Source organism: Rhodopirellula sp. JB055 (assembly GCF_043100905.1).
Taxonomy (GTDB): domain Bacteria; phylum Planctomycetota; class Planctomycetia; order Pirellulales; family Pirellulaceae; genus Rhodopirellula.
In genome coordinates this window covers 1-13,766 of record NZ_JBICHO010000047.1, presented here as the reverse complement: position 1 = coordinate 13,766, position 13,766 = coordinate 1, and the positions used below count along the sequence as shown (strand labels likewise).

The 13,766-nt window shown below is 54.8% G+C and carries 8 protein-coding genes; 6 read left to right on the top strand and 2 right to left on the bottom strand.

Going from position 1 to position 13,766, the window contains the following annotated elements:
- Positions 1–19 precede the first annotated feature (19 nt).
- The 6 genes from ACF8AM_RS01800 to ppk2 all read left to right on the top strand — a co-directional run bounded on the left by ACF8AM_RS01800 (position 20) and on the right by ppk2 (position 11,096).
- On the top strand, positions 20–2,470 hold the full coding sequence (locus ACF8AM_RS01800; RefSeq protein WP_392553992.1) for a phosphoketolase: 2,451 nt from the start codon (positions 20–22) through the stop codon (positions 2,468–2,470).
- 66 nt (positions 2,471–2,536) lie between these two features.
- Positions 2,537–3,259, top strand: a complete 723-nt coding sequence (locus ACF8AM_RS01795; protein WP_392553991.1) for an LOG family protein — start codon at positions 2,537–2,539, stop codon at positions 3,257–3,259.
- 108 nt (positions 3,260–3,367) lie between these two features.
- Positions 3,368–5,608, top strand: a complete 2,241-nt coding sequence (locus ACF8AM_RS01790; protein ID WP_392553990.1) for a transporter substrate-binding protein — start codon at positions 3,368–3,370, stop codon at positions 5,606–5,608.
- Positions 5,609–5,622: 14 nt separating this feature from the next.
- Entirely contained in the window at positions 5,623–7,698 is a 2,076-nt protein-coding gene (gene glgX, locus ACF8AM_RS01785) for a glycogen debranching protein GlgX (protein WP_392553989.1), read from the top strand.
- Between the two features lie 85 nt (positions 7,699–7,783).
- A complete protein-coding gene (locus tag ACF8AM_RS01780; RefSeq protein ID WP_392553988.1) occupies positions 7,784–10,306 on the top strand; it encodes a glycogen/starch/alpha-glucan phosphorylase in 2,523 nt (840 codons plus the stop codon).
- Positions 10,287–11,096, top strand: a complete 810-nt coding sequence (gene ppk2, locus ACF8AM_RS01775; RefSeq protein WP_392553987.1) for a polyphosphate kinase 2 — start codon at positions 10,287–10,289, stop codon at positions 11,094–11,096. Before ACF8AM_RS01780 ends, ppk2 begins: the two co-directional genes overlap by 20 nt.
- Before the next feature lie 46 nt (positions 11,097–11,142).
- Here the strand turns inward: ppk2 and ACF8AM_RS01770 are convergent, their stop codons facing one another.
- Complete coding sequence (locus ACF8AM_RS01770; protein WP_392553986.1) at positions 11,143–12,690, bottom strand: sugar ABC transporter ATP-binding protein; 1,548 nt, start codon at positions 12,688–12,690, stop codon at positions 11,143–11,145.
- On the bottom strand, positions 12,687–13,766 hold a 1,080-nt coding region (locus tag ACF8AM_RS01765), incomplete at its 5' end, for a M3 family oligoendopeptidase (RefSeq protein ID WP_392553985.1). The genes ACF8AM_RS01770 and ACF8AM_RS01765, both read right to left, overlap by 4 nt.

Here is a 13,766-nt window from a genome sequence, read left to right as displayed (position 1 = left end):
AACGTCCTAGGAGCGACTGATGTCGACAACGACCAACGAAGCACAAACTGTCCAATCCGACGTCCACGATCAGACGCTGAGCCAAGAAGAACTCTCCAAGCTAAACGCCTATTGGCGGGCTTCGAATTATCTGTCGGTGGGTCAAATTTACCTACTCGACAATCCATTGCTGAAAGTGCCGCTGAAGCGAGAACACATCAAACCCCGGTTGTTGGGGCACTGGGGGACATCGCCTGGCCTGAACATGCTCTGTGTTCATCTCAACCGTGTGATCAAACGAGATGACCTGAACATGATTTATGTGATCGGCCCTGGTCACGGCGGTCCATCACTGGTGGCGCACGCTTACTTGGAAGGAACCTACAGCGAGTTCTATCCCGACATCAGTCAAGACGAAGAGGGAATTCAAAAACTGTTCAAGCAGTTCAGTTTTCCAGGAGGCATTCCTAGCCATGTTTCACCGGAGACGCCCGGTAGCATCCACGAAGGCGGCGAACTTGGGTACGCTCTCAGCCATGCTTATGGAGCCGCCTTCGACAATCCAGATTTGATTGTCTCTTGCGTTGTTGGCGATGGCGAAGCCGAGACTGGGCCGTTGGCCACCGGTTGGCACGGCAACAAATTTCTCAATCCGGCCCGCGATGGTGCCGTGCTGCCCATCCTGCATTTGAATGGGTACAAGATCGCCAATCCTTGTTTTCTGGCGAGGATTCCTAAGCAAGAACTGACAAGTCTGTTCGAAGGAATGGGTTACAAACCGTACTTCGTCGAAGGAACAGACCCGGAGGTCGTTCACCAGAAATTGGCGTTCGTCATGGATACCGTGATCGCTGAGATCAAGCAGATCTGGAAAGACGCACGTTCCGGAGATTCGGTGAAACGACCGGCTTGGCCCATGATCATCTTCCGCACACCCAAAGGATGGACTTGCCCAGAAGAAATTGATGGAAAGAAGTGCGAAGGCTATTGGCGAAGTCACCAAGTGCCGATGAGCGACATGGACAACGAGGAGCACATCCGAATCCTCGAGCATTGGATGAAAAGCTATCGTCCGGAGGAACTATTTAACGACGACGGAACGTTGAAACCCGAACTTGCCGAATTGGCTCCCCAGGGACAACGCCGAATGAGTGACAACCCGCACGCCAACGGCGGGCTGCTCATGCGTGACCTGAAATTGCCCGACTACTGCGACTATGAAGTGGCGGTCCCGCGCCCAGGAGCAACGATTGCCGAGTCTGCAAGGGTGATGGGCACTTACCTGCGAGATGTCATGCGGAAGAACCTGAGCAGCAACAACTTTCGACTGTTCAGCCCTGACGAGAACAACTCGAATCGTTGGCAAGATGTGCTGGAGGTCACCGATCGTTGCTACATGGCTGACATCTATCCCCAAGATGATCATCTGTCACCGGATGGTCGCGTGATGGAGGTGCTGAGCGAGCACCAATGTCAGGGATGGCTCGAAGGCTATCTGCTCACCGGACGCCATGGTTTCTTTTCCTGCTATGAGGCGTTCATCCATATCATCGACTCGATGTTCAACCAACACGCCAAGTGGTTGAAAACTTGCAACCACATTCCTTGGCGAAGACCGATCGCGTCCCTGAACTATTTCCTCAGCTCCCACGTGTGGCGTCAGGACCACAACGGCCTGAGTCATCAGGACCCCGGTTTCATCGATCACGTCGTCAACAAAAAGTCAGAGGTGATTCGTGTTTACCTACCACCGGACGCAAACTGCCTGCTCTCGGTGACCGAGCATTGCCTGCGTAGCCGCAACTATGTCAATGTCGTGATCGCCGGCAAACAACCCGCGCCGCAGTGGTTGACCATGGATCAAGCGATCAAACACTGTTCGGCCGGACTGGGAATCTGGGAGTGGGCCAGCAACGACATGGGATCCGAACCCGACGTGGTGATGGCGTGTTGCGGAGACGTGCCAACGCTCGAAACACTGGCCGCGGTTGATCTCTTGCGGACACACTTGCCTGATCTAAAAGTCCGGGTCATCAACATTGTGAACCTGATGAAATTGCAACCTCAAAGCGAGCATCCGCATGGGTTGTCGGATCACGATTTTGATGCCTTGTTCACAAAAGACAAACCGATCATTTTCGCCTTCCACGGTTACCCCTGGTTGATTCACCGGCTCACCTATCGGCGAACCAACCACAAGAACCTGCACGTCCGTGGCTACAAAGAAGAAGGAACGACCACCACACCTTTTGACATGGTTGTCATGAACGAATTGGATCGATTCCATCTCTGCGAAGATGTGATTGATCGTCTGCCGCAATTGGGTGCTCGCGCGGCTTACTTCAAACAGAAACTCCACGACAAGCTGATCGACCACAAACGGTATGTCGAAAAATACGGCGATGACATGCCCGAAATCAGTGGCTGGGCATGGGGCGGTTGTTCTAACGTCGGACCGGCAGGTACTTCCACCGAGGGCGACAACGTCTGACGCAACCACCCATCGATTCCTCCGCATTCAAATGAACACGAACCAATCGCAACCCTGAGCCACACCATGAGTGAAACCAAAGAATCAACCGTCAGTTTGGCGGATGAAGACGATGTCAAAGAAGTGCTTTCCGAGGCCGTGCTCGGCCTGTGGGATGTCGTCAACCGTTTGACCCGTTTGCGACCTTCCAAGCGAGATCGGTACCGCGTGACGATCTTCGGTTCGGCACGCGTTCAGCCTGGCACATTTGGTTACGACGAAACCAAACGCTGCGCCGCCGCGCTGGCGGAAATGGGTTGTGACATCATCACGGGAGGAGGCCCAGGGTTGATGCAGGCTGCCAACGAAGGCGCTTCGAGCAATCCAGAACGAGCTCAGTCGATCGGTATTCGCGTCGACCTTCCCTTCGAACAAGAAATCAACTCGTTCGTCAATCAAACGTACGAGCATCGGACGTTCTTCACGCGACTGCATCAGTTCGTGCTGACTTCTGATGCCTTCATCGTGGCACCCGGGGGAATCGGTACCGTGCTGGAGACGTTGATGATCTGGCAACTATTGCAAGTGCACCACCTCAACAACACACCGCTGATCCTGGTTGGCAATATGTGGCCGGGGTTAATTGAATGGGCAAAGACATCCATGCTCTCGCCCGATTCACCGCTGGCCAGCGAGCAAGACATGGATATCCCTCAATGCGTCTCCAATTCCGAAGAAGCATTGGCCATCATCGAACAACACCGAATAGAGTGGTTGGAGATTCAGAGTGCCTCAAAGACTCAACCTTGACCACGACTAGTATGAAGATGCTCCATGCCATCCGATAAACAACCCTCTCTTCACAAGCCAGACGATTGCGTTGCGGCCGCAGGTCGGCAATTTGGTGAAACGGAAAGCATGAGCGCGACGCCAGGTGACACGGCACCACTCTCACACGGTCGCCTGCCTGTTCAAAATTGGATTGGAAAGTCACTGGGTAAATACCAAATCACCGCCTTGCTAGGACAAGGCGGCATGGGTGTCGTCTGGCGTGCCCACGATCCATCGTTGGAGCGGGACGTGGCGATCAAGATTCTGTCCGACCAAACGGCAAGCAACCCGACCGCCGTGGGTCGCTTTCAATCCGAGGCCAAAGCCGCTGGGAAGCTGAGTCATGCCAATGTCGCCGCGATTCATGAAATTGGACAAGAGGGACCGACCCACTTTTTGGTCATGGAATTGCTGACCGGCGGAAGCATCTCGGAAGAAGTGCAAGAGCACGGAGCCTGCACCGCCCTGGAGGCCACGCGGATCACGCTGGATGCATGTCATGGCGTTGCAGCAGCTCATGCCGAAGGGTTGGTTCACCGCGACATCAAACCAGCCAATCTCGTGCGATCTGCCAATGGTGCCGTCAAAGTAACCGATTTCGGCCTCGCCAAACTCTCGTCAGCAGACTCGGCGGGGCAACTGACACAAACGGGAACGGTAATCGGCACCCCCTACTTCATGAGCCCCGAGCAGTGCCAAGGACAAACCGTCGATTCTCGTACCGACATCTATGCGCTGGGAGCGACCTATTATTGCCTGCTAACAGGTCGACAGCCCTACGATGAATCAGACAGTGTGGTTCAGGTCATGTTTGCCCACTGCAACAAAAGCATCCCTGACCCTCGCGATCTGGACGCGTCTGTCCCGATCGTCTGCGCGGAGATTGTCGGTCGAGCGATGGCAAAGGATCCTTCGGATCGGTATCAGACGGTCGAGGAGATGTCGCGAGACTTGCAAGCCGTTGTGGCAGCTCTTTCTGGTGAAGCTCAAATCGATCTGCCTAGCCAGTCGGGGATGAGTCATCCCGCATTGGCACAAGCGACGACGCAGCCTTCGCGTCGCTGGTTCATGGGTGGTGTCGCCAGCATCGGTGTCATCGCCTTGGGCGGTCTGTCCCTGCAAGGTTTCTTTTCCGCGAATCCGGTTCCGCAGGGCGATCCGATCAAGGTCGGCGTGCTGCAATCATTGAGCGGGACCATGTCGACGAACGGGACGAGTGTGGTGGATGCCACGCTCTTGGCAATCGAAGAAATCAACCTGTCAGGAGGCTTGCTTGGTCGCCAAGTGCAGGCGGTTGTTGCCGATGGACGATCCAACACGGAAACCTTCGCTCGAGAAGCCGAACGACTGATCGTCGATGAGAAGGTTTGCACTGTCTTTGGTTGTTGGACATCCGCGTCTCGCAAGACCGTTCGGCCGGTCTTTGAAAAGCACAACCACTTGCTGGTTTATCCGGTTCAGTACGAAGGCATGGAGACATCACCAAACATCGTCTACATGGGCGCTGCACCGAACCAGCAAATCATTCCGGCGGTGTCATGGGCCATTGAGGTCCTTCACAAGAAACGGTTTTTCGTCGTGGGGTCGGACTATGTTTTCCCGCGCATGGCGAGCGAGGTCATCCAAGATCAACTCCAGAACACCGATGCGGAACTGATCGGTGAGATGTATGTGCCGCTGGGCAGCTCTCACTTCGAACCGGTTGTTCGAGCGATTCAAGAAGCCCAGCCGGATATGATTCTGAACACCATCAACGGTGATTCGAACGTGGCCTTCTTTCGGGAACTTCGAAGTGCGGGCATTCAACGGGAGGACATCCCTTGCCTTTCATTCAGCATTGGCGAGCAGACGCTCCGTAGCCTCAATATCGCCGATGTGGAAGGCGACTACGCCGCGTCGACCTATTTCGAATCACTGGACACCGAGGCGAATCGAAAGTTCGTCGCAAGGTTCAAAGAAAAACACCCGCACCGTGTGATCTCAGATCCAATGCAGGACGCCTACATCGGTGTCATGTTGTGGGCACAAGCAGTCCGGGAATCACAAAGCACCGAAACCAAAACGATTCGCCGCGCGATACTCACTCAGAGAATCGCCGCACCAGAAGGCAACATCCGCATCGATCCTGAGACTCAGCATTGCTTCAAGACACCGCGTGTCGGCCAGATCCGCGGCGATGGACAATTTCAAATGGTTTGGAACGCCTCCACTCCGGTACCACCCGAACCGTACCCCGCCAGCCGGACAGCGGAAGATTGGAAGGCATTCTTGCACGATCTCTATGTTGGCTGGGGAAACCAGTGGGTTTCTCGAGTGACGGATGAGTGAGGAACTGATCTGAAATGAGACCAACCAATCGTGCAGGATCGAGTTCGCCCTTGGGAGCCACCGTCGCCGACGGTGGCGTCAACTTCAGCCTTTACTCACGCACGGCAACACGTGTTGAGCTGCTGCTATTTGATCATCAAGACGATGTCGCCCCTGCCCAGGTGGTCCCGCTCGATCCAAGTCGCAATCGGACCTATCACTACTGGCATACGTTTGTTCCTGGACTAAGCCCAGGCCAATTGTATGGTTACCGAATTGATGGTCCGCAAAAGCCTACGGATGGGCTGCGTTTCGACGCCAACAAGGTTTTGCTCGACCCCTATGGCCGTGGCGTGAGTGTGCCCGACGGGTACAGCCGTGATGCAGCCTCTATGCCAGGCGACAACACAGCGACATCCATGAAAAGTGTTGTGATCGATCCGTCCGCCTATGACTGGGAAGATGATCAGTCCCCCAACCGCCCGGCGTCTCAGACGATCATTTATGAGATGCACGTGCGCGGCTTCACCCGCCACCCCAGTTCCGAGCTGGATTCATCGAAGCGGGGCACGTATGCAGGACTGATCGAAAAAATCCCCTATCTGCAGCAACTCGGCATCACCGCGATCGAGTTGCTGCCTGTCTTTCAGTTCGATGTCCAGGACGCGCCAAAAGGGAAGATCAACTACTGGGGTTACGCACCGATTTCATTCTTCGCGCCGCACACGAACTACAGTTCATGCCAGGATCCACTTGGCGTAGTCAACGAATTTCGCGACATGGTCAAGGCGCTACACCGCGCCGGAATCGAAGTCATTCTGGATGTGGTGTTCAACCACACCGCCGAAGGAAACGAAGACGGACCAACACTCTGTTTTCGTGGCATTGATAACCCGACCTACTACATGCTCGAAGATCGTGGGCAGCGCTACGCGAATTACTCTGGGTGCGGCAATACACTCAACACCAACCATCCGATCGTTCGCCGGTTGATCGTCGACAGTCTTCGCTACTGGGTCGAAGAAATGCATGTGGACGGGTTTCGGTTTGACTTAGCATCGATCTTATCGCGAGATGGCTCGGGCAAACCACAGCCCAATCCGCCGGTGTTGTGGGACATTGAATCCGATCCCGTTCTAGCGGGAACCAAATTGATCGCTGAGGCTTGGGACGCGGCTGGGCTTTATCAGGTTGGCAGCTTCGTTGGCGACGCATGGCGAGAATGGAATGGGCGATTTCGCGATGACGTCCGTGATTTCTTTCGAGGGCAACCGGGGACCGTCCCGCGGATTGCAGATCGAATCGTTGGCAGTCCTCAAATTTACGGGCACAAAGAACGAGAAGTGGAACAAAGCCTCAACTTTGTGACCTGCCACGATGGCTTCACGCTCAACGACCTCGTTTCCTACAACGAGAAGCAGAACCAAGACAACGGGGAAGACAACCGAGACGGAGACAATAACAACCGCAGTTGGAATTGTGGTGCCGAAGGCCCGACCGAAGATCCCTCGATCAACAAGATTCGCGACCGCCAAGTCAAGAACTTTCTGGCCACGACGCTGCTATCGCTCGGTGTTCCCATGATTCGAATGGGCGACGAAATTCGGCACACACAAAGAGGCAACAACAATGCTTACTGCCAAGACAACGAACTCAGTTGGTTCGACTGGACCAATTTGCAGCGGCACCCAGAATTGCACCGCTTTGTCTCCCTGATTTGCGCACGTCGCAGTCAACGCAACCCGGATCACGAACGCCAACGGTGCAGCGTCAATCAGATGCTGCGGGACGCGAAAAAAACGTGGCACGGGATCCGACTCGATCAACCTGATTGGAGCGATTCATCCCATTGCATTGCGTTCGGTGGCGAATTGCCAAGAGCCAAAATGCAGTTCCATTTCATTCTCAGTGCCTATTGGGAACCATTGCAATTCGCGTTGCCCCAATTGTTTGGAAGTCACTGGCGGCGATGGATTGATACCGCTTTGGATTCGCCGGAGGACATCACGCCTTGGGACGAGGCTCCAATTGTTGATGGGGATTCGTATCACGTGGCAGATCGTTCTGTCGTGATGCTGTACGCAATCAAGCATGAAACGACCCACAATTGACCGGCCAAAGTCAATCCTTTTCGACTGGTGTTTTTCAACAAAGGGCGACAGACCGCCGAAACCACTTTTCACTCAGAGCAATGTCATGACAAAGCCAGATGCAACCCAAGCAACTCAGTCTGTCGACGACGGTTCACTCGAGCGCACCTCTGGTTCGGGACGCATGGAAGTCAATCGGCATCTGATGTTCGATCACCTGGTGTTGCCCGAAGAAGCCAGTCCACGGGAGTGTTTCGAAGCGGTATCTCGATCTCTGCGTGATCGACTTGCTCAGAGGTGGATGCACACCCAAAGAACGCAAGACAAAGAAAATCCCAAACGGGTCTACTACCTGTCAATGGAATTTCTGATTGGACGCACCTGGACCAACAACATGATCAATCTGGGTTTGGATTCCGCGGTTCACGACGAACATCTGCGTCTCGAACATCTGGCTTGGCAAGACATTGTGGAGGCAGAACCCGACGCTGGTTTGGGAAATGGAGGCCTCGGCAGGCTGGCGGCTTGTTTCATTGAGTCGCTAGCGACATTGCAAATTCCGTCCATGGGATACGGACTTCGATACGAATATGGCATTTTTCGTCAATCCATCGAAAACGGTTTTCAAATCGAACAACCCGACCACTGGCTGGCGAACCCAGACCCATGGGAGATCGCTCGTCCGCGTGAAACGGCAATGGTTTCTGTGGGCTGCCAATTCGAATGGCACGATGGAAAACTTCGGGCTGTTCCCGGCGGCTGCACACATCTCCTAGGCGTTCCCTACGATCGACCCGTTGTCGGATATGGAGGGCAAACGATCAACACACTGCGATTATGGGGAATTGGTACACCGGACTACTTCGACTTTGGAGAATTCAGCTCCGGAGACTTTGTAGGAGCGATCGTTGATCGCGTCGTCGCCGAATCGATCACGCGAGTTCTTTATCCGGACGATTCGACGAGAGCCGGCCAGGCACTACGGTTCGTTCAGGAATATTTCTTGGTCGCCTGTTCGTTGGCCGACATTCTCCGTCGCTTCCGCCGGTCCAACGAGGATTGGGAACAACTTCCCAAGAAAGTCGCCATCCAACTCAATGACACGCATCCAGCGATGGCCGTCGCGGAACTGATGCGCGTTCTTGTGGACGAGGCAAACCTTGGGTGGGAAAAGGCTTGGGAGCTCACCGTTGGCACGCTGGCTTATACCAATCACACGCTGCTGCCCGAGGCGCTTGAAAAATGGCCGGTGCAATTCTTCAAAATGGTCTGCCCGCGTTTGTTGGAGATCACTCTCGAGATCAATCGCCGCTTCCTCGCCGAGGTGGAAACCCGTTTCCCCAATGATCCGGTGAGATTGTCACGGATGAGCTTGATCGAAGACGCCGGCGAACAACATATACGCATGGCCAACCTAGCGATTGTGGGGACGCATAGCACCAATGGGGTCGCACAAATTCATTCCGATTTGCTGCGGACCCGTGTTGTTTCTGACTTTGCGGAAATGTTCCCGCACAGGTTCAACAATAAAACCAATGGCGTGACACCACGTCGCTGGCTCTTGTCGGCCAACCCCGATTTGGCAAGCTTGATCACGGAATCCATCGGGGATGCATGGATCGTCGATCTCAGTGAATTGAGACGTTTGGCACCTTTGGCCGAGGACGCGGCTTTTCGTCAGGACTTCCTTCAAACCAAACAGAATGCCAAGCAACGTTTTTGCAAGTGGCTGGAATCGACGACTGGACAACAAGTCAATCCAACATCGATTTTTGATTGCCAGGTCAAACGCATTCACGAATACAAACGTCAATTACTGAATATCCTTCATGTCGTGGTGCTTTACCAACGATTACGCGAAAATCCCTCAGCGACGTTTCCACCACGAACGTTCTTCTTCGCTGGGAAAGCGGCACCGGCTTATCGGTTGGCAAAGAGGATCATCAAATTGATCAACAATATTGGCCAGGTCATCAACAACGACCCCGTCTCAGCGGGACGTCTCCAGGTTGTCTTCCTTCCGAACTACAACGTTTCCTTGGCCGAACGATTGATCCCAGCGAGTGATGTTTCGGAACAGATTTCCACCGCTGGTTACGAAGCCAGCGGAACCAGCAACATGAAATTCATGATGAATGGTGCGCTCACCATCGGGACGCGCGATGGCGCCACGATTGAAATGGCACAAGAGGCTGGAGAAGAGAACTTCTTTCTCTTTGGTCTGACCGCAGAACAAGTCACGGAAAGCCGGCCGTGGTACAACCCACGATGGCACTACGACAATGAGCCTGAAACCCGAGCAGCACTGGACCTGATTTTCAGCGGTCACTTCAACCGTGATGAGCCGGGGATTTTTGAGCCGATTCGTGAAACGTTGCTCGAACAAGGCGACTTTTACATGCATCTAGCTGACCTCTCATCGTACGCCGCGACTCATCAGCGACTGGGCGAACTCTACACCGACAAGGACGCATGGGCTCGTGCTGCGATTCTCAATGTCGCTCATTCGGGAAAGTTTTCGAGCGACCGTACCATCGCTGAATACGCAGCGGGAATTTGGAACGCGGTTCCCTGTCCGATCGCACACGAATTGAAAGAAGGAGCAACCGATGTCAAAGCCCAAGACTGACTCACATTCAAAGAAGATGAAACGCAAGGAGTACCTGAAAGAACTTCGAAAATTACAAGCCGAAGTCTGCAAGCTTCAAGAATGGGTCAAGTACAAAGGGCTGCGCGTGATCATCGTCTTTGAAGGTCGCGATGCGGCGGGAAAAGGTGGCACGATTCGAGCGTTGACGGAACGAGTCAGTCCTCGCGTCTTTCGCACGGTTGCCTTGCCGGCGCCCTCGGACCGCGAAAAATCGCAGATGTATTTCCAACGTTATATGAATCACTTTCCCGCGGCGGGCGAAGTCGTGATCTTCGATCGAAGTTGGTACAACCGAGCGGGCGTGGAACACGTCATGGGGTTCTGCACACCGGAGCAACATCAGCGATTTCTCGATCTTTGCCCGGAAGTTGAAAAGTACATCACCGAAGGAGGCATCCAACTCATCAAAATTTGGTTGGAGGTCAGCGATGAAGAGCAGAAACGCCGCTTTGCCGCTCGCATCGTTGATCCACTTCGGCAATGGAAACTCAGTCCGATGGACCTCCCATCACGAAGCAAGTGGTACGAATACTCACGAGCCCGCGACAAGATGCTCGATGCCACGGACACGAAAAACGCCCCCTGGCACATCCTCCGATCCGACAACAAACGGCGTGCGAGATTGAATTGCATCTCGCACTTATTGAGCCTGATTCCCTACAAAGAGGTTCCTCGCGAACCAGTCGAACTGCCAGAACGATCGCCGCATGGCGCGTTCGACGACACAGCATCGCTGGCAAACCGGCCATTTGTCCCCGAGCGATTTTGAACCTCTACGCAGCCGTGTCCCGTTGAGGCGGAGGAGGCCCCATGACTCACTCGGAGGTTGCTGCGGCGCCCAATGCTTCGGTCAGCAGACTGTGTTCGGTCCATTCGTTTGCGGGACGGATTCCTGTCAGGCGTCCTTGGTGAATCACGCCAATCGAATCGCAGACGCCGAGCAACTCGGGTAGGTAACTGCTGATCAACAAGATCGCTTTGCCTTGCGCCGCCAGCTCACCAATCGTTTGATAGATCGTGCGTTTGCTGCCGATGTCGATGCCGCGAGTGGGCTCATCGAGCAACAAGATCTCGCAATCATGATGCAGCAAACGAGCCAAGGCGATCTTCTGTTGATTGCCACCGGATAGCTCACCGATCGCCTGGTCTGGATCGCTCGCCCGAACCGCCAACTCTTTCATCCAGTGCTCGGTCGCCTTCTTCATTTCCGATCGACGAAGGAACGGCCCACGTCGGTAAGGTTCCGTACGAGTCAGCGTTAGGTTTTCGGTCAGACTGCGTTCTAAGAACAACCCTTCGTTCTTGCGATCCTCGGACACCAAACCCATCGCGTCTCGAATCCAACTCTTCTGTGGATCCCGCCGCGCATCTTCGCGACCCATCACGACGACTTTGCCGGACGCCAATCGATCGAGTCCAAACAGAGCACGAATCGTTTCGGTCCGTCCCGCACCGATCAATCCAGCGAGGCCCAAGATCTCGCCACGATGCAGCGTCAATGAAACATCGGTCGGCAAACGTGACCCGCGAACGTTTTCGAGTTGCAACACAGGTTCGCCGCGAACATGGTCGAGGTCGGGATAGAGCTGTGAGATCTCACGACCAACCATCATCTGCACGATGGAGTCCATCGGCATCCAATCCGGGTCGTTTTCAGCCAAGCTGCCTGAGCCCGCTGTCACGCCATCGCGAAGCACCGTGAAGCGATCGCCAATCCGTTGGCACTCTTCCAAAAAGTGGCTGATGTAGAGCACGCTGACGCCTTCAAATTTCAGTCGCTCGATCACCGCGAAAAGGTTCTCCGTGTCGACCTGGGTCAGGCTGCTGGTCGGTTCGTCCAAGATCAACAGTTTCAGCTTGCGATCGGCCACGACCGCGCGAGCGATCTCGACCATTTGCTGCTGAGCGATCGACAATTCGCGGACGGGTTGCGCGGGATCAATGTCTTCGCAGTGCAACCGTTTCAAGGCTTCCTTGGCGATCGCGTGTTGCCGGCCACGATCCAGCCAACCACCGCCGCGTCCGCCCCAGCGAGACGGTTCGTCGCCCAAGGTGATGTTGTCCGCGACCGACAAATCAGGAGCCAAGTTCAGCTCTTGATAAATCATCGCGATGCCCGCGGCCTGGGAGGCTCGCGGGTTGCTCAGATCGACTTCCTCCCCATCGATACGAATCCGACCGGCGTCCGGGCAATGAGCGCCGGACAAGACCTTCATCAAGGTGCTCTTGCCAGCCCCGTTTTCGCCGATGATCGCGTGCACTTCCCCCGGACCAACGACCAAATCGACGCCGTCAAGCGCCTTGGTCGATCCAAAGTGTTTGCGAATTCCGGTCAGTTCCAGACGATGGGTGGCGTCGGTCACAGCAGTTCGTCGAGTTGCTTGGAAAGACTGGCGAAGTGATCCAAAGTCGTCTTCACGGCTTCGGGCTGGGTCATGTCGACACCGGCTCCGCGAAGCAGATCCAAGGGATCTTGGCTGCAACCACCACGCAAGAAGTTCAGGTAATCGTTCAGTTCTGATTCGCCACCACCCAGCACACGACGACTGAGCGCCACGGCGGCGCTGAGCCCAGTGGCGTACTTGTAAACGTAGAACGCACGGTAGAAGTGAGGGATGCGGAAGCATTCCAGTTCCAACGCGTCATCGACGATGAACTCGGGACCGAAGTAAGCATCAAGCAATTCGCGATACGCGGCACGGAACGATGCAACGGTCAACGGCTCGCCGGCTTCCGCCATTTCGTGCGTCTTCTTTTCGAACTCCGCGAACATCGTTTGCCGAACCACGGTGGCGCGGATGCTGTCGAGTTCGTTGTTGATCAAATAGGCTCGCTCGGCATCGTCTTGAGCGTTTTCGAGCAAATGATGCGTCAGCAACTGCTCGTTGAACGTGCTGGCCACTTCCGCGACGAAGATCGTGTAATCGTAATACTGGTAGGGCTGGTTCTTCGACGAGTACCAACTGTGCATCGAGTGGCCGGCTTCGTGCGTCAGCGTGAACACATCGTTGAGCACTTCTTCTTTAAAGTTCATCAAGATGAACGGGTCACCATCGAACGACCCACAACTGAACGCGCCGCTTTGTTTGCCTCGGTTGGGATAGCGATCAGCCCAGCGGCCACGCAGTCCTTCTTCCAGCGTCGACACATATTCGTCGCCGAGCGGTTGCAATGATTCTAGCACCACGTTGACGGCCTGGTCCCACGTGTGATGCTTTTTGATTCCAGACAGGATCGGCACGTAGGTGTCGTAGTGATGCATGTCGGGCAAGTTCATCTTGCGACGACGCACGTCCAAGTATTCGTGAACCGCTGGCAGCGAATCTCGCACGGCTTGGATCAAGTTGTCATAGACCGACACAGGCATGTTGTCGGGGAACAACGACGATTCCAAGCTGCTCTCGTAGTTGCGGGCTCGAGCGTAGTACACGTCTCGGGG